17 protein-coding genes and 1 pseudogene are annotated in these 16067 nt (G+C 59.9%); 9 read left to right on the top strand and 9 right to left on the bottom strand.

The window, feature by feature from the left end; translation table 11 throughout:
• Positions 1-5 precede the first annotated feature (5 nt).
• Complete coding sequence (locus tag J2S96_RS00680; protein ID WP_306858899.1) at positions 6-329, top strand: carboxymuconolactone decarboxylase family protein; 324 nt, start codon at positions 6-8, stop codon at positions 327-329.
• Positions 330-1761: 1432 nt separating this feature from the next.
• On the opposite strand, the gene J2S96_RS00675 is transcribed toward J2S96_RS00680, so the two are convergent.
• Together J2S96_RS00675 and J2S96_RS00670 are read right to left on the bottom strand one after the other, a co-directional pair.
• On the bottom strand, positions 1762-2583 hold the full coding sequence (locus J2S96_RS00675) for a nuclease-related domain-containing protein (RefSeq protein ID WP_370872978.1): 822 nt from the start codon (positions 2581-2583) through the stop codon (positions 1762-1764).
• A gap of 120 nt (positions 2584-2703) precedes the next feature.
• Positions 2704-2978 (bottom strand): annotated as a pseudogene (locus J2S96_RS00670) (recombinase family protein); the annotation flags it as partial.
• 76 nt (positions 2979-3054) lie between these two features.
• Between J2S96_RS00670 and J2S96_RS00665 the strand changes: the two are divergent.
• Entirely contained in the window at positions 3055-4830 is a 1776-nt protein-coding gene (locus tag J2S96_RS00665; RefSeq protein ID WP_306858897.1) for an IS30 family transposase, read from the top strand.
• A gap of 4 nt (positions 4831-4834) precedes the next feature.
• Positions 4835-5200, top strand: coding sequence for a hypothetical protein (locus tag J2S96_RS00660; protein WP_306858895.1), 366 nt, complete (start codon positions 4835-4837; stop codon positions 5198-5200).
• A 161-nt stretch (positions 5201-5361) separates the two neighbouring features.
• Here J2S96_RS00660 and J2S96_RS00655 read toward each other — a convergent pair whose 3' ends face one another.
• A complete protein-coding gene (locus J2S96_RS00655) occupies positions 5362-5541 on the bottom strand; it encodes a hypothetical protein (protein ID WP_306858893.1) in 180 nt (59 codons plus the stop codon).
• Here J2S96_RS00655 and J2S96_RS00650 point away from each other — a divergent pair.
• Complete coding sequence (locus J2S96_RS00650; RefSeq protein ID WP_370872955.1) at positions 5503-5958, top strand: GNAT family N-acetyltransferase; 456 nt, start codon at positions 5503-5505, stop codon at positions 5956-5958. The genes J2S96_RS00655 and J2S96_RS00650 overlap by 39 nt on opposite strands.
• A gap of 174 nt (positions 5959-6132) precedes the next feature.
• Here J2S96_RS00650 and J2S96_RS00645 read toward each other — a convergent pair whose 3' ends face one another.
• The 4 genes from J2S96_RS00645 to J2S96_RS00630 form a co-directional block, all read right to left on the bottom strand.
• Positions 6133-6540: a DUF4265 domain-containing protein gene (locus J2S96_RS00645; RefSeq protein ID WP_306858889.1), complete on the bottom strand. Its 408-nt coding sequence runs from the start codon at positions 6538-6540 to the stop codon at positions 6133-6135.
• A gap of 528 nt (positions 6541-7068) precedes the next feature.
• Positions 7069-7437, bottom strand: a complete 369-nt coding sequence (locus J2S96_RS00640) for a hypothetical protein (protein ID WP_306858886.1) — start codon at positions 7435-7437, stop codon at positions 7069-7071.
• Positions 7438-8544: 1107 nt separating this feature from the next.
• Positions 8545-9000, bottom strand: a complete 456-nt coding sequence (locus J2S96_RS00635; protein ID WP_306858884.1) for a hypothetical protein — start codon at positions 8998-9000, stop codon at positions 8545-8547.
• Positions 9001-9196: 196 nt separating this feature from the next.
• Positions 9197-9733 carry a barstar family protein gene (locus tag J2S96_RS00630; RefSeq protein ID WP_306858882.1) on the bottom strand — a complete coding sequence of 179 codons (537 nt, stop codon included), beginning with the start codon at positions 9731-9733 and terminating at the stop codon, positions 9197-9199.
• A gap of 575 nt (positions 9734-10308) precedes the next feature.
• On the opposite strand from J2S96_RS00630, the gene J2S96_RS00625 reads away from it, so the two are divergent.
• From J2S96_RS00625 to J2S96_RS00610, 4 genes are all read left to right on the top strand, one after another.
• Entirely contained in the window at positions 10309-10761 is a 453-nt protein-coding gene (locus tag J2S96_RS00625; RefSeq protein WP_306858880.1) for a hypothetical protein, read from the top strand.
• A 426-nt stretch (positions 10762-11187) separates the two neighbouring features.
• On the top strand, positions 11188-11628 hold the full coding sequence (locus J2S96_RS00620; protein ID WP_306858879.1) for a hypothetical protein: 441 nt from the start codon (positions 11188-11190) through the stop codon (positions 11626-11628).
• Between the two features lie 232 nt (positions 11629-11860).
• Positions 11861-12064, top strand: a complete 204-nt coding sequence (locus tag J2S96_RS00615) for a tautomerase family protein (RefSeq protein WP_306858877.1) — start codon at positions 11861-11863, stop codon at positions 12062-12064.
• Between the two features lie 156 nt (positions 12065-12220).
• Positions 12221-12745: a hypothetical protein gene (locus tag J2S96_RS00610; RefSeq protein ID WP_306858875.1), complete on the top strand. Its 525-nt coding sequence runs from the start codon at positions 12221-12223 to the stop codon at positions 12743-12745.
• Between the two features lie 618 nt (positions 12746-13363).
• Here J2S96_RS00610 and J2S96_RS00605 read toward each other — a convergent pair.
• Positions 13364-14047, bottom strand: coding sequence for a hypothetical protein (locus J2S96_RS00605; protein ID WP_306858873.1), 684 nt, complete (start codon positions 14045-14047; stop codon positions 13364-13366).
• A 689-nt stretch (positions 14048-14736) separates the two neighbouring features.
• On the opposite strand from J2S96_RS00605, the gene J2S96_RS00600 reads away from it, so the two are divergent.
• Complete coding sequence (locus J2S96_RS00600; RefSeq protein ID WP_306858871.1) at positions 14737-15528, top strand: ATP-binding cassette domain-containing protein; 792 nt, start codon at positions 14737-14739, stop codon at positions 15526-15528.
• A gap of 23 nt (positions 15529-15551) precedes the next feature.
• Here J2S96_RS00600 and J2S96_RS00595 read toward each other — a convergent pair whose 3' ends face one another.
• Positions 15552-15983 carry a hypothetical protein gene (locus J2S96_RS00595; protein ID WP_306858869.1) on the bottom strand — a complete coding sequence of 144 codons (432 nt, stop codon included), beginning with the start codon at positions 15981-15983 and terminating at the stop codon, positions 15552-15554.
• Between the last annotated feature and the right edge of the window lie 84 nt (positions 15984-16067).

Genomic DNA, 16067 nt, shown 5'->3' with positions numbered 1-16067 from the left:
CCACTATGGCCGAAAAAGTAACGGCAGGCAGGGACGCGCTCGGCGTTTTCGCCCCGACGTTCGCCGGACTCAACGACGATGTTCTCTTCGGACAGGTCTGGTCCCGCGAGGAGCAGCTCTCACCGCGCATTCGCAGCATCGTCACTGTGACCGCACTGATGTCCAGCGGAGTGCTCGACAGCTCGCTCCAGCACCACATAGGACTCGCCAAAGCCAACGGCGTCACAGCCGAGGAAACGGCCGAGGTGCTGACACACGCGGCGTTCTACGCCGGCTGGCCCAAAGCGTGGGCCGCGTTCCGCATGGCAAAGGAAATCTACGGGGCCTAAACAGCAGAGGCACGAGAGGGGCACCGCCCACTCGACCGGCGCCCCCAAACCGGCGCGAAACGAAGCTGCCCCCCCCCCGACTCGGCGCCTCCAAATCTCAGGTCGACGAACCCAGGCCCAACTGATCTCACTTAATTGGCTTGCAGGAAGTCGATAAACGAGGCGAGGGCGGCGGAGCTACCCATCGTCCGGGCGGCCTGACGCGCTGCAGCGCATCCCAGGGTGGCCGTGGAGTTGCCGCCTCTCAAAAGAAGCCTGCACTAATTTTCATCGGATCATGCCGCTCGGCTTCGCGATTGCCATGAACAAGTAGCAAACAAAGAAAGATCGGCACCAAGCACAGGAACAGAGGCAATGGACAAGAGAGGACCCGCGGGCGGGCACACCGACCCGTCACAAGCCATGTTCCCGAGACCGCAGACATCCATTCACAAGAAGCGGGAGCCAGCAAATCCCTGGCCCATGGAAAGTGAGGAGAGAGCCGGAGACAAGTAGAAATGCCCTCGGCGGGAAGGCCGAAAAAATACTATTAGTCCCCAGCGGGACGGAAATCGCATGGCACGGACCGACGAAACAGAAATCTCTCGAAGTCATGTCGTGCCAAATCCCCGACCCCATGAACAGGTGTAGGCCACCCCGGACCTACCGAACAGAACCGAAGGAGGAATCCGCGTGACACCATCTGAGAGCAAGCGGAGCGCCCACCAGCCAGGACGCTGAACTCGCCCCCACCCAAACTGAACAGACCGCACCCGGCGGCCAGGCACCAACAGGGACGATGACGCAGAGGCACATGTCAAGCTTTGTACACACTTAAAAGCAAAAACCCCTCTGACGTGGGGTTATGCTGTGCCCGAGGTGGGACTCGAACCGGGTTCCCTCCCCCGGAAACACAGGGAACTTCCCAAAACATGCCGAGTACGGCCCGGTCCGGCACCGGTACGGCCGAGTCCGACCGCCAGGGTGTGCACATTGTGCACACCCCCTTTTATGTGCCGTCGCACGCTCCGGACAGGCTCAAGGCGAGCCTGGCACAGGCGGCCACATTCACTCCCGCTGGCGCCCCGCCGTCCAGGGATGACTCGACGGTCCGGTCACAGTTCATCAGTAGCTCACCTCCTTCGAACATTCATGGTTCCAACAACGAACCACTGCATGACCGGCCCTTGGATCAGGCAAACGTCATGAAACCGCAGCATGGGTGAACCTCGCCCGAAGGTGTGCAGGGAAACCCAGGGCCTTGGCATGTCGGGTTGGACGGACGACCGAGGAATCAGGTCCCGAACCAATAAACCGCCCGTCCAGCCGGCCCGTCAACGAATACAAAACACATGCCCAAGCCACGCACAGGGACTAGGTTAACTGGCGTGCCCGTCCCTCCCGGCAGGCTGATAGTTCCGAACGTGGCCGGGAAAGCTGCCCTTTGGCATTGTCAGGCAGATTTGAGGAGAGCGGTGAGCGACCCGCGAATGGCGCCTACATCGATGTCTCCGGCTGTCTCCTTTACCAGATGTTCGGCTAGCCGCCGCGGCCACAGTACGTGAACTCCGCGGGTTGCAAATGCACCCCCGATGAGCGGCCAATCGGCTTCGACGAAACACAGCGCCCCGGTGACCGGGACATCCGTGAGGAGGTTGCGCACCACGTCGACCTGTTTGAGGACCCCGTCGACCAATTTCGTGCAGTCGCGCCGGCCCACGAGAAGCTTTTCGACGCGCGGTCGAAGGATCCCGCCCTCGACCTTCAGCTCGGGCCTGCCCTTGTACCGCTTGGCGTCGATCACCCAAATCCCGCTGCCGGTGATGACGATATGGTCAATGTTGGCTTTCGAACCGGGGATAAGACGGTCGTGAAGAACAGCGATGCTGTCGGTGGCCAGGGAGTCGAGCCGGGTCCCGAGGCGCTCCTCACCGATGGCACCCCGCTCCCAGGCCTTGGTGCTTTGCCGCTCGTCCGAGAGTGCGACGGCGAGGCCACCCAAGCGACCCCATTTCTCGCGGAGACTCGCCTCATCTTTGGCCGTGCGCCGCTCGTATTCGCGTCGTGCCGAGGACCCGGCTACTCCGGACCCTGCGGGCGAGAGCTCGGCGGACGGGTGTTCGAGATCCGGAAGTAGGGGTCCCGTTGCCTCGCGGGCGCACGCGAGGCACAAGACCGTCTTCGTCTCGCTCTCGTACGTCGCTTCCGTCCCTGCAGGAAGAGACGCGCCGCACATCCGGCAGGTTCCGGCATACCGAAGCCGCAACTGCTTCACGAGCACGCGCCGTGAGTCATCGGAGTTGGGCAGAAGACGAGAATTCTCTTGGGCACGGGAACAGTCTGCCAACGGAAGGCCCCGATCGGAAGAACTCACGACGGCAAGATGCTCAGGAGCCTTCACTTCACGCCCGGCGAGGTCGTCAGCAATCTGATGCGCGTCCCGGACGGAGCGGGCGAGCCGGTCCAGTTTGGTCACCACGAAGCTGCCGCCGGCGCGGCAAGCGGCCAGAGCTTCACGCAACCCCGGGTGGTTCCTGTCTCTACCGGTGAAACCGTGCTCGACATAGATCCGTTTGAGCTCAATACCCAAAGCTGACAGGGCATCCCACTGTGCGGTGAGGTCCTGTTCCTCAGAGAGACTCTTGCGTAACCGACCAGCAGTTCAGATATGTGTAGAGCAGCGTGCCATATATGGCCCCCCGGATTCTGTTGATCGAAGCAACACCCAATCCAGGGAGTTCCTTCGATGTATCAACAGTTCGATTCGCCCACGGGTGTTAGGTTTCTTGCCCTCATCAAGGAAGGCAAGAGTTTCAGAGAATCAGTACGGGTGACTGGAGTCGGTAAGGAGACCGGTTACCGGTGGTTGCGTGATGAGTACCTCCGATTCCGCAGCCAAGGCCTCGACCACGTAGCTGCCCAGACCGAACTGGGGTTCACCTCGCGCAATGCGGAGAAATGGAACGAACGCTTCCTGAGAGGCTCCGGGCGCCATCACTTCCAAGTCGCCCCAGCTGTTGAGGAAGCGTTCTGGTCCTCATACTCCAGCGGCATGAGCGTATTGGCTGCTGCCACATCAGCAGGCGTAAAGCATACAACTGGGTACCGGTGGGTCTACCGTCGTTTCATCACCTTGCGAAGCCAGCTGCCCCTGGCAGAGGTCATAAACGTTTTACGACTGTCGCGGAGGACCTCCCTCAGGTGGGAAACCCAGCGGAAAAAAGAACTGGAAGTCGAGAAAGCACGTCTGCTGAAAGCCGAGCGGGACGCGATTCGGACCGCGAGGATCGTTGCCGAGAGGGTTGCAGCTCCTTTGTCTCCAGCACAAAAGCGACGCGCGTTGCGGGAGACACGATATTGGGAGTTGGTGAGCTCCGGTGCTTCTAATGCTGCCGCTTGCAGGATATTGGGCGTGAGCAGGGTTATCGGGACACGGTTTCGGAACCAGAGGGCGGAACAACCACGGGCCAGCCTTAAACCTCCCTCGGGCAGGTACTTGTGCCTGCGCGAAAGGCTTCATATGGCGGATCTGCTCCGCATGGGATGCTCTTTACGGCAGATTGGCAGGGAGCTGGGGAGGCATGCGTCGACCATCAAACGGGAGCTTGACCGGCACCGTGATCCCCGGGGGCGCTACTTGCCGCATATCGCCGATCACGATGCGCGCAGCCAGAGGCGTCGGCCGAGGGAGCGGAAATTGCAGGCTAATCCACGCCTGCACGCACTGGTGCAAACAAAGCTAACCGGTCATTGGTCCCCGGAGCAGATCTGCGGGTGGTTAGCACTGGAATTTCCCGATGAACCAAGGCTGCGGCTCTGTCCGGAGACAATCTATCAAGCACTATTGTTCGGCGACCATGGCGGGTTAAGAACGGACGGCAAGACTCGACTGCGCACAGGGCGAAAGATCCGAAAGCACCGCTGGCGGACAGGATCGGGCCACGGTTCCGTCGTGAGGAACATGACGATGATTCATGAAAGACCGCCAGAGGTTGATGCCAAAATACAGGCCGGCCACTGGGAAGGTGATCTCATCGTGGGGGTTGGTTCCGCATCAGCCATGGTCACCCTACGCGAACGCAAGACCCACTACGGGATCATCGTTAACCTCCCAAACGGACACACCGCGGCCCAGACCAACCAAGCGATCATGACTGCCTTCTCAGGCTTGCCGGCTCACCTGAAGCGGACACTTACCTGGGACCAGGGCGTGGAAATGGCCCGGCATCAGGAACTAGCGGCGGCTGTAGGCATCAGAATTTACTTCGCGGAGCGGTCCAGCCCCTGGCAACGCGGCGCGAATGAAAACTTCAACGGTCTGGCCCGCCAATACTTTCCCAAAGGCACCGATCTATCCAAGCACCCCGATGAATACGTCAGTAGCGTCTGCAAAGAGCTAAACACTCGACCCCGCAAAACCCTAGGTTATCTCACTCCAGAAGTGCTATTCCAAACCGAAAGGCGCTCTTGCCGTTCGCTGTCTGAGTACACTCAGATGCAGTCGACGCCGACGATGAGGTGATGAATTGGGCACGAAATCGAAAAAGATCATGGCCATGGTTTTTGCCTGGATCGTGGGAGTCGGGGCAGGCGCCGGCATTTTTGCTCTGCTTCAGAACCCAGCGGACAAAGGGTACTGGTCAAGCGTCGCATTCCTTGCCGCTATTCTGCTGGCAATGATGGTCGCTACCTGGGTACGGGATGACAGGCCGAGGATGCGTCACGGGCTTTGGGCAATCGCACTGGCCCTCATCATTCCGGCGATCATCCTGGCATTCTCATTTGGAACCGCACCCGCACTTGGTGCCTTCGCTGGAGGCCTGACGATTGCGCTCATCATCACTTGGCCGTACCTAACGGCTAAGGGAACAGCACCCAAAATTGGCCGCTAAGCAGGGTAGAACAGCCGTCCACTTAACTCCCTGCTGAAGCACTGTTCAAACGCAAACGGTCACTCCGTTCCGTCTTCTGAGTACTGTAAGAAACAGCCGACCGCCGTGCCGCAGTTATCCATTGTTGCGTCGACCCCTAGAATCCGCCGCCCCCTCACCGGTCAGATCACCGGACTGGTCTTACGGGACAGTCCACGGCCCGGAGCCTCGAGGGTGCAGATCCACTGACGGACTGTCCGGTCGAGGACCGGCTTACGGACGGGAACGACGGAGCGGTTCAGCGCTCCCGGTACGCTGTGCCTATGCAGGTTCGTGAAGCCACCATGGATGACCTGGGACATGTGAATGCGGTCTGTGATGCCAGTGGACGAACTCGCTGGACCAGCGAGATGGTCGCTCCAAGGAGCGACCGTGTCGTTCTGGTGGCTATCACACAGGATGAAGTAATCGGCGTGGCCAAGACGCATCTCCACCCGAATCCCGAAGGCAACGCTCCAGCGGGCCACTATCTCGGTGGCGTGGAAGTCGCTCCGGGGTTCCGCCGGCGAGGAATCGGTTCTGCACTAACCCGGGCGAGATTGGAATGGATCTGGTCCCGGGATTCGACTGTGTACTACTTCACCAACGAACACAACATGGCATCCATCAGGATGCATGAGGCTCTCAACTTCCGGCCGATCGCCCGATTCTCGGAGATTCGCGGAGTGACCGCTGACGACGGTCAGTCAGAGCTCATCCTTTTCGAGGCCTCCCGGTAAGCGATCCTTGACCGTACGCTCCAGTCACCTATCGTCTTAGGTGAAGGAGTCAACGAAACCGGATGCAACCCCAACGACTAGGCACAACAGATGTCGCCTATCCGTGCAGCAGTCCCTTCCGTGGACGACCGTATCGGACTGATAGATGCCCTCTTGGGCCACTCAGCTTAGGTTCTAGATCAGAACCCGTTCGATCTCCACACTCTCGCCTAACTCTGCAAGTGCGGTGAACAACTCCTCGTGCGATCGTGCCGGCTCAAGGCTGATGGCCACATAGCCTGGTGCGAACCACTCACACAAGTACTCCAACCGGCCGAGCAGGTCATGTAACCGCGGGTGCACCGTGTTGACGTCCTCGGGTCGCTTGACGGCGACCCTCACAACACCATTGCCCGATCGCTGAACCACCGACTGGATCACGTAACCGGTCGCAGCCTCAGCGCGCACAACATCGCCGAGTGCCATGTCGTAGGCGAAGAACGGGATACAACAAAGTTCGAAGTGATCATCGCCCACTCGCTTGGTCCAGAGTTGCTCGAAAGTGTCACTGCCTCCGACGTCATCGACCGCTACGTGCAGCATGAAACTCGGCACTGCTCGGCACACCGGGTTCGGATGAGTCGCGATCATCACGGACCACCGCAGATCGAAGTGCCCGAACTCGACCCGCGACGCTCCAACAGCCGTTCCACCGATATCTCGGCCATCAACCGCTCCAATTCAGTACCGTGGATGTGCACCATTACCTGAGACCCTACTGCCTGTCAGAACTCGTCGAGACGAAACTGCGAAACCACACCAAGCACGACGAATGATGCAGCGGCAATGATGATAACCAGGAGTGCGGAAGTTGGGTCGTTGGACCCGCCCCGTTGCCCCGTAACCAGCGGGTAGATAACAGTGGCCGCCCCCGGCAGAATCACAAAAAATGGCGCCTACGCCAACGTAAATCGCCGTTCCGACTTCTGCCGTCATCTCACCAGGCTTGCCGAGAGGCGACGCGCGTTAGAACTCCTCGGCGTACCGAACTTAGGCACGATAAAGGCGCCGACGCATAGGAGATGGAAGGTGTGCGGTGAGGGATCCTTTGCCGGGCACCATGTCGCCTCGTCAGGAACAGATCTTGGGTAATCCTGTGGCACCGGGACGAGCACGGAAGGTAACGACGTGGCCACTGTCATCCCGAAATACAGCCAGTGGACCGGACACAGTCACCGTGCCGGCCTGATAAGGGTTCCCCCATCCCGGAGGGGGATTACCCTGACCATCGTTCAACGGTGTTTCGGCAATGAAGAACGTGTCGTCGACGCGCAATTCCTCGATCCCGCAGTGCGTATAAAGCATGATTGGCATGCCGGAAGCATTAGGGGTCGGCGCTTCCGGGGAGGCTCCGGTCATCGGCGTGACGGGACCTGCGCACCCACACAGGACGGCCGAAAGCGTAACGGTCAATAATGAGAGTCTGATTTTTTCGGCCATTCGACCCACCCCAATTCCCGATCAGGCTCACAGAGTAGGCCGTGGGAAAGGTCGCCACAATATTAGGGCTGGTCACGTTTTCCTTACGCGTCCGGTAAGGGATCGGCCTGGGGCGGCTAAGCCGTGTCCCTGCAGATAAGAGCGGCCGAGCGCTAATTCTTCCGTCGCCCGAAGCCCCATCCAGGCGCCAGCTGGCCGCCGTCTACAAATAAGTTCATCAGCGTACGCAGGATCCGTCGCCAGAAACTTCGCTCTGAGCTCACCTTACTCATCTCGAGTTGCCGGTCACGCGTGATGCTGGGGCCAGTTCCAGCGCTTTGGCGGAGGGTATACAAACCTCGCGATCGTGGTCGACACCCACCCGATACAGAAGCCCCCGAACACGAGGAGATATGTCTGTATACCCTCAGGGCCGCGGAAAGACAGCGCAACCGTGAGGGCAATCGCCCAGGCCACCGCCAGGCCGACACTGTAAACCCAATAGTTCCTGAAACGGCTCATTAGTACTCCCGTCCGCTTTCGAGGCCCGTTAAGCTCATGGTCATCCCATTCCATCTACAGGGCAAGGGCTCCTGCGATTGGGCCCTTGGGTGGTGCAGCGTGTCAGCTGAAGATATTCAGGAGCGCCCGTTAGCCGATCGGCTTACGGGAATCGTCAAGGCCATGCCCTGACCACATGTTCAGGGTTCTGGGGACGTCCGTGGGAACCAATCGACATCTAGTTTCAGTTCATGGAGACTTGGCCAAGAGAGGGCCCAAGTAACTAACGCTCCCTCGTGACCAAAGAAGGATTGGGGACTGATGGCTAGTTTCTGGAACAGGAAGACACCGGCTTTTACCTTTATCCCCGTCGGAATCGTGGATGTCGGGTTGTTTATCGCGGCTTCAGGTGGCAGTCGATTTGGCTACTGGCCGCCGACGGTCCTGCTGGTTGTAATCCTTCTTTCGGTCGTCAATAACTTCAGGATCGACCGACTGGAACGTGAAAGACCATAGTAAAAAGGTTCGACCCCGTCATCCGGCTCGAGTGCGCCCTTAAGCCGATCCTTCACCGGGGCGGGCCGAGGTCTGCTCTGGGCGCGGCTTCGCACGGAGGTCGTCTTGCATTCAACTTAGTGAAAACTGGTCTGTTGCAGTGGTGTAGCGAAGGACCGGCGCGCCACTCGAACCTTCTTCTCTAATCACGACATCTCGACGAAGCGTGGTTCCGAGCTTTCTCATCAAGTGGGCTAAGCCGTCCACTGTGGCCTGGTTGACTAGTTCCCGGAGGTCGAGGTCGAAAATCACGGCGTGCGGGCCGGGGAAGAAGTTGATGCGTATTCCGTTGACGGGCCAAACAGCAAAACTCTCAAGTTCGGCGAGACCGTGTCTATTGGGCGGCAGTGGTGAATGGCCGTCACTGGTTGTCAGTTTCCAGCCGCTGCGGTGCAGCATCGTAAACACAGCATCCCATTCGTGTTCTGTACTTCCGAGTACCTCGCCATCAGGGAGCACGCCGGGGTCGTCCCCGAATGCCTCACGGAAGCGCGCCCAATCAAAATCCGACGTCATGGGCACAATCATGGCGCAGATCGTTCAGAGGTCGTTAGATTGCTCCATTGGGAGGCTCGATAGCCGTGCCCGAATAGCGGTCCTTCACGGGGCGCCCGATAGCCGATCCTTTACCGGACGGGCGTGCTCGATTGGTCGCCTGTACCCGTGAAGTGCAATGGAACACGCACGCGCGAGACGGACCATGCCATGAGACGATTCCTTAGGCTTATGGCGCGAGTCGCGTGGAGTCAAGCCACTCCCGATCGTTCCAGAGGACGGGCGTGGCCCCGACTGGATCAAAACGGATCCGAGGATCATTACTCTGTACGAGGGAAAACATCCTGTTCCCGAACAGAGCGGCTTCGCGGGAGCGCTGGGCGATGATATCCAGAAGGGCTTGGGCGGGCACAGGACAAGCCAAAGCGAAGGCGTCGTAGCCGATGAACACCAATGCGAACCCTGTTGCATTGGCGTCCCAACCGTAGTCATGCGAGATGACATCCCGAAGGCAGTCGTTCAAGGCGTCTAAGTTACGCCCGTAGTAGTTCGGGAAATCAAGAGCCTCGGATATCGCCCCGTGCATATCTGTCGTGCTCGACCACGACGATGCATCCAAAATAGTGACCTGGTAGCCCCGCTCGGCTAGCCATGTGATTGTCCCATCGAGCACTTGCCGTCGATAAAACAACGAAACCGCCGTGTTCACCACAAGGTGGAAGGCGCGATCCTGGCTAAGATCCGCCTCAGAGTCGAAAGCATTCATGCGGAGAGCTTACGGGTCCTCCACCGTGCAGCGAGCAGGCGCGATCAACGGAGATAACCTCGGCGAGTCAGGAAGATGCGCGAGTCCGCCTGACCGACTCACGGCCCGGTCAGCGGCGTCCGTAAACCGATCCCTCACCGGACGCTATCTCCTGCTGCGGTCTAACCGCATTTTCCTGCTTCGAGGGAGAGCATGACACGGTGTGGCTGACTTTCCGCCCGTTACCAAGGGGGTCGCAGGCGGAGCAGCGGTCGGAGAGACGGCAGGTACAGCAATTTCCGCCGGCGGCGTCAGTGCGGCGATCGATGGCCTAGCATGCTTCTGGCACCATGCGTCTCCCAGTGAAACCGATAAAGCTGCTTGTGGCGGATTTGCCATGGGCGTTCTGACCCTCGGCTTCGGTTCTGCTGGCAACGCAGGCGGGGAGGCCTTCTTCGGCGCCAAAGAAGTGGCCGAGGGCAACAAGGCTGGCTGGGACCTAGCAGGAGGCCTTTTCGGCACCGGCGGTTCGCTATCGACATACCCTCCTGTAAGGGAGTTAAGTACACCTCGTGACAAATAACGGAAGAACTGACATGTTCACCGAAGAGTGGGAACCGAGAATCGGCCAAGAAGCCGCACTAACACTCAGGAGTGCATACAAGTACATCCGGTTCTTCTTCTTAGTGTGGGTTGTGGTCCTGGTCGTCCCGGTCGCTGCAATGCTCTCGCCGACCATGCCGTTCTGGTTCAGCATTCTAGGATCGGTCGCGATTGTTGCGCTGTTCTCAGTGACGGCCCTAGCATTCGGAACGTTTTCGATCCGCCGGAAGCGGGCCGGCCGACAAGCCTGGGAATACCTCGGCAAGCCGCCACAGCTCCGTCAACGACGGGTTCTGCGTTATGCCCTGCGAAGCCCGGAGGTCTTTGACAACTACCTCGCTCAGAAGGGCATCGCCCCGAAAGGGAACTATCCCTCGCTCGCCTCAACCCAGGCTATCGCGAAAGCCAGACGCAAGTATCAGAGCCCAGGCGCCCCCACGGCATGACGTGTCGCGAAGCGGATTTGAGCGGTCACCAATTGATCATATGGTGACCGCCCGTTAGCCGGTGGCTCAACGGGCGCCGCTGTGTCCGATTTAGGATCCTTCTCCGGACGCCGGTATGACGATGGGAGAACGAATAGATGGCCCCGCGCCATTGATCCACTATCTTGGCAGAGTCTCCATGAACTGAAACTGGATGTCGATTGGTTCCCGGGGAGGTCCCTAGAACCCTGAATATGGGGATAAGCGCACGGCCTTGACGTCGCCCATAAGCATCGATCCCTTACCGGGTGCCTGCGGTTTTCCTCCGGCTTTGACCGTGGGGCTTCAAAAAGGTCATGGGCGGACCACTGGCAATAAGGACCGCGCCTTGACCGGCACGACATATGATGCCCAAGCAGCAAACCTTCGACAGGGCGGTACTGAAATATGGTCAGAAATAGATCGACGCCGGGATGGTGGCGCACCGGAAAAGTATCACGCAGGCTGGTCTGCCTGGGGGTCGCCCTTGGCATGCTCGGAGCCTTGGCTTTCTTTCTCAGTTACGCGTGGGGTCGCGAGATTAATGCTTCTGGTCTTGTCTGGGGTCTGTATTTCCTGGTCCTTGAAGCGCTTGTCACGGGAACCTTTGGGCTCGTTGTTGCCGGCGTTGTGATCAGCGCCAGGTTCCTGGTGACCGAGGCAGCGACCCGCAAGACACGTGCTGTTGTCACAGGAGTCGCGGCACTGATGAGTTCGAGCGCATTGGCTGTTGCATTCTGCGGCCTTTTTCCGTTGGCCGGGAATCCTTGGGCTGTCGCGGGCATCACGGGAGCCCTCGTGGGCAGCCTGTTCGCGATCGTTTCCTACCGGCACACGTCCCAGGTCTGATACTGGCCCGCTTCGCCACCCGCCCCTCATCAGTCAGCTTAGCCGTCCTGGGGGACGCTGAGTGGACGGCTTCACTCGGCGACTGCCACGCTGACAGCACCTTCACTCCGTCCGGACAGGGATCCTTCAGCGTGCACTTGCGGGCGGTAGCGCGATTCCTCACTTCGAGACGCTCAGCCGGTGAGGAGCTCGGGTGCATTCATTCCTCCGCCGAGGGTGCCACAATCTGTGCATGCCCCTCATTCAGGTTCTCAATGCATCCCCCTCATCCACTGAAAAGAAGCGTCAGCTCCTGGCTGCGCTAACGGCCACTTACGCTGAGGTTATGGAAATCCGTCCCGACACGATCCGGGTGATCTTGCACGAGCTCGCCCGCGAGAACTGGTCTGTCGCCGGCATCACCCTGGCGGATTCAGGACAGAACGAATCCGTCTAAACCGGAACGGCGCAATACCTCTGGAAATCCGTCTCCCCAATCACCGTAGTGGCCGTTCGAGGATGGGCTTACGGACACGGGCGCAGTTTGCTAGGTTGCACCAATAGAGCGGCTTTAGTGTGGGCCTACCAATCAGGCGCAACTAACGGAGAATCGATGATCATCGCCACTGGAACGCGTCGAGCGTGGATCGATCAGGACGGGCTCGGAGCAGCTTTTGTCGCGGAGCGCATCATCCATAAATCGGTTCCCGGTTGGCCGAAGGAGATCTGCGCCCGGCCGAGTCGTGCGGTCGTTGAGATTCTCCGTTTTGGCGGCGGGTTAATGCCCCGAGCCCTCTTGGGCGGCATTTTTCAGCCGAGCTGCGCGGGCGAACTTGTGGTTGAGGTTGGAGCCACGGGAAAGACCGTCGCCGGAGTCCCCTCGTGCGCGAGCCAGCTGTCGAGCTCCATGGTTCCAGGTTTGCCGGACGAGTTCGCTCGATCGGTCGCGGATGGGTTGGTCGCCCGCCCGTTGCCGGCTGGCCTCATCGTCGTTGACCGCGCGGCGTTTGACCCGGTCGACTCATCACCGTTTGCGTTCATTCTCGCTGCCGAGCTTCTTACGGCCGTGCTCGAAGCAAAGTCCTTGGACCGAAATGTGAAAGAGGCAGCTCGTGCCGCGATTGAGGCATGGCCATGAAGTAGGACCCCTATGCCGGTGGGAGGATCCTCCAGCGGACAGCTCAGTGTCCCGCTGAACCACCACCTTACGGGGGCGCCCGGTACCTTGCGGGCTTGGTTCTCAAATGTGATCAAGAGTTGTAGCCTCGGCAGATGAGCGCGGGCGAGAAGGGTCGGAAAAGACTACAGCCGAAGATGAAGCGCGGCGCCTTTCGCTGGCAGTTCGTCATATGGTCCTTATGGACAGTTCTGCAGCTCGTTTCAGTAATCATGCAGCTGGCATCGGCGACTGTCTGGGATTCAAGGGACTACTGGAGCCTCATAGCTTTGATATTTGGTGTGGCAGGCTTGGTCTACCTCTTATATGTTCGCCACCACGATGGCAGGTTCTGGGAGGAAGAAGAAGCTGCGAGAGCTGATTGGGACCGGCGTGGGCGCGCTCTGTAGTCACCACTAAAGCGGAGGCAAAGGGATGGCCGATTGGGATCGTTGAGCGGACACTGTGGACCGGGAGAATGCGGACCGTCGTTCTGTGATCGCTGCCTACTGAGTTGTGAGAACTGCCTGTCGAATCATCGTCCTTTCGGGTGAGATTTGATGGCCGAGCTCTGAGGGGAGACGGCAGGTAGACCGAACATTACTTCGCGCTGATGGGCTCGGTAGCGGACGCTCGTGCGGCCGTGCGGTACATCAGTCCTGTGGTTTCGCTGTCCCGGGTGTATCCGAGGCGTTGCAGGGCCTGGACTTGCGCATCAGTGACGGCGAACACGATCGCAGCGGAGCCGGGACCGATGCCCGGCACCAGGGTCCGCAGCGCGGTTTCCAACTCGTCGACTGTGGTGCCGGGAGGATTTGCCAAGGCACACACGATCCATAAGTGGATGACGCCATGGCACTTTTTCCAGCGCCTGCCGTTGAGCCTGAGGCCCCGCTCACGGTGAAACTTCAGGGACGGCACGACGGCCAGGATCCAGCAGGCGATCAGCACCTCGAGTGCGATCAAGGTAGCAAAGCTGTACGAATCAGGAACGACTACTGCCGGCAACGTTCCGAGGGCAAGGCCCAAGGCCGCGAACAGGAGCGTCCTGAACACCCTCAGCACACGGTAGGCGCGCTCTGTTCCGGCCAGCGCTACGACTGTCCCGCGGCCGAGGACCATGCCGGCCAGGGACGCCGTGGTCAGCGAAACAACGCCGGAAATCAGGGTGCTGGCCCTTTGCACGCGGCTCCGGTCTCCCAGCGCGGCGTAGTCGCGTGCGGCTTTCGACGCCCGCCTCGGACCGAGCTCGTTCCACCCTGCAATTGTTGTTTCCGCGCCCATGCCTGCCCCCTGTCAGCAATTTTTAAGTTGGTCGCTCTTCCGGACGGGAATGAGCCTTCTGAAGTGTATATTCCGCGTCCGGTTTCGATTGCTTTCGGAGCGGAGCTGCAAACGCGTCCCCGTCCGCAGTTGACGGATCAGTAAGCCCGGCACGCGGCCCGGCGTCGCCACGTGCGGTTCCGGCTTCCGAGGGCGAAGGCACCGCGCACGAGCCACCGGTGATGCCCGCAACAACCCGCAGGTTGCCGGTGCGGCCGAGGCCGGACAGTCAGAACGCCAACCCACCCGGACCCATGAGCGCCACGGTGCCGATGACCAGCGCCCGGTTCCTCGGGGGACCTCTTCGGCGCCCGCCAGTCTGGCGACGCTCACTGTGCCGGCAACCATCACCCAAGAATCAACGTCGTTATCAGTTCAAGGACCACCCGTGGTATGCCCGTTCAAGGATCCCCCAGCGACAACCGGCGGTGAGACGTTCGCACGCCGCTGGCCGGAGCTCTTGCGTGGCCTCTGTCTGGGGAGGATGATCGCTCCGGGGGAGGTGCCTCGTGCGGTCAGTCTCGAAGTCAAAGCCAGCGGCCCTTGCTTTCGCATGCGTTATCGTTCTGGCCGGCTGCGCCAGTTCCCCACAGCAACCGGGCCAGGGGTCTAGCTCGATCATGAGCGCGGCGGCGCCGGCCCACTCACCCATGCCATCCATTCCCTCGCCCCGGACCACACAGACCGGGACCTCGGCACCGCCGCCCCTATCGGAGAGCGCGACGATCACCGTGCAGCCGGACACTCACGACCTTATCCCGCCCTCCAGCGACACGATCGCAGCCGGGGCCTGCGGCCGTGCCGTCGGGCCTGTCGCCATCGTGGTCATCAATCCGGACATACCCGCACCGCGATGCATCTTCGTTGGCGAAAACGGATCGGGTAAATCCACTCTCGTGGAAGCGATCGCGCTGGCCTATGGCCTGTCTCCGGAAGGCGGATCGAAAGGCGCCCGGCACAGCACCAGAGCTACCGAATCCGTGCTTGCCGATCACCTCCAACTCGTCCGAAACGCCGGCGCCACACGACGGGGTTACTTCCTGCGTGCGGAAACGATGCACGGATTTTTCACCTACCTTGAGAAGAACCCGAGCACGTCGGGTCCGGACATCTCATTCCATGACATGTCACACGGAGAATCGTTCTTGGAACTGGCGGTGAATCGTTTCCAGGGACGCGGATTATGGGTGCTCGACGAACCGGAGTCGGCGCTCTCCTTCGCGGGATGTCTTAGCCTGCTGGCGGTTCTGAAAGAGCTCCTCAACGAAGGCTCCCAAGTAATCATGTCCACCCACTCCCCTGTCCTCGCAGCCCTCCCAGGTGCACAGATCCTCGAAGTCGGCCCGTGGGGACTCCGCCAGCGAAACCGGTCCGATCTCGACCTGATTTCCAACTGGCGATCGTTCTTGGACTCGCCTCAGAGATACCTGCGGCATCTGTAGGAAACGTCCGGTACAGGATTGTCTTACGGGCGGGTCACCACGCCGACCAGAACATTGTCGTGAACTTTGCGCCAGCCATCCGATTCAAGAGCTCGAGTATCGAAACCGGTTGTCACCAGCTTCACCGTGGGCTGGCCGATGTGGCTTATAGTGACAATTTCACGGTCACTATCAATCCCGTCACTACAGCCTGTGAACCATTGGTCGGGCTTGTCGATCGGATAGACGGCAATGCAAGCAGTGGTGTGGTCGGAGCTTTCTGCCGCGTAGTACTTGACCCCGGCATCTTCAGTGAGGAGTCGGATACCGGAGGGCAGTTGCGGATTCACTCGGCCGATTTCGGCGGGAAGATCGTCTTTGGCTTCCGCCGTCCTTTGCACGGCAGCAATTCCCGAGTAGCTGGAGCACCCGGTCAGTGCCAGCAGGGCCGCAGTTGCGGTGGCTGCTTTCAGCATGTGGTATTTCAATGTTCCCCCAAACAGTTTGAAATCCTTACCCTATCCGAGGCTGAAGCGAGACTTGTTTCTGCGGCGTAGTCA

The sequence above is a fragment of the Arthrobacter bambusae genome (genome assembly GCF_030812595.1).
GTDB lineage: Bacteria > Actinomycetota > Actinomycetes > Actinomycetales > Micrococcaceae > Arthrobacter > Arthrobacter bambusae_B.
This window is presented reverse-complemented; position numbering and strand designations above follow the sequence as displayed.

Excerpts from the sequence above, each read along its gene's own strand:
- J2S96_RS00680 (WP_306858899.1), top strand. The coding sequence starts at position 6 with ATGGCCGAAAAAGTAACGGCAGGCAGGGACGCGCTCGGCGTTTTCGCC.
- J2S96_RS00665 (WP_306858897.1), top strand. The coding sequence starts at position 3,055 with ATGTATCAACAGTTCGATTCGCCCACGGGTGTTAGGTTTCTTGCCCTC.
- J2S96_RS00650 (WP_370872955.1), top strand. The coding sequence starts at position 5,503 with ATGCAGGTTCGTGAAGCCACCATGGATGACCTGGGACATGTGAATGCG.
- J2S96_RS00655 (WP_306858893.1), bottom strand. The coding sequence starts at position 5,541 with ATGTCCCAGGTCATCCATGGTGGCTTCACGAACCTGCATAGGCACAGC.
- J2S96_RS00645 (WP_306858889.1), bottom strand. The coding sequence starts at position 6,540 with ATGCTGCACGTAGCGGTCGATGACGTCGGAGGCAGTGACACTTTCGAG.
- J2S96_RS00640 (WP_306858886.1), bottom strand. The coding sequence starts at position 7,437 with ATGGCCGAAAAAATCAGACTCTCATTATTGACCGTTACGCTTTCGGCC.
- J2S96_RS00635 (WP_306858884.1), bottom strand. The coding sequence starts at position 9,000 with ATGATTGTGCCCATGACGTCGGATTTTGATTGGGCGCGCTTCCGTGAG.
- J2S96_RS00630 (WP_306858882.1), bottom strand. The coding sequence starts at position 9,733 with ATGAATGCTTTCGACTCTGAGGCGGATCTTAGCCAGGATCGCGCCTTC.
- J2S96_RS00625 (WP_306858880.1), top strand. The coding sequence starts at position 10,309 with ATGTTCACCGAAGAGTGGGAACCGAGAATCGGCCAAGAAGCCGCACTA.
- J2S96_RS00620 (WP_306858879.1), top strand. The coding sequence starts at position 11,188 with ATGGTCAGAAATAGATCGACGCCGGGATGGTGGCGCACCGGAAAAGTA.
- J2S96_RS00615 (WP_306858877.1), top strand. The coding sequence starts at position 11,861 with ATGCCCCTCATTCAGGTTCTCAATGCATCCCCCTCATCCACTGAAAAG.
- J2S96_RS00610 (WP_306858875.1), top strand. The coding sequence starts at position 12,221 with ATGATCATCGCCACTGGAACGCGTCGAGCGTGGATCGATCAGGACGGG.
- J2S96_RS00605 (WP_306858873.1), bottom strand. The coding sequence starts at position 14,047 with ATGGGCGCGGAAACAACAATTGCAGGGTGGAACGAGCTCGGTCCGAGG.
- J2S96_RS00600 (WP_306858871.1), top strand. The coding sequence starts at position 14,737 with ATGCCATCCATTCCCTCGCCCCGGACCACACAGACCGGGACCTCGGCA.
- J2S96_RS00595 (WP_306858869.1), bottom strand. The coding sequence starts at position 15,983 with ATGCTGAAAGCAGCCACCGCAACTGCGGCCCTGCTGGCACTGACCGGG.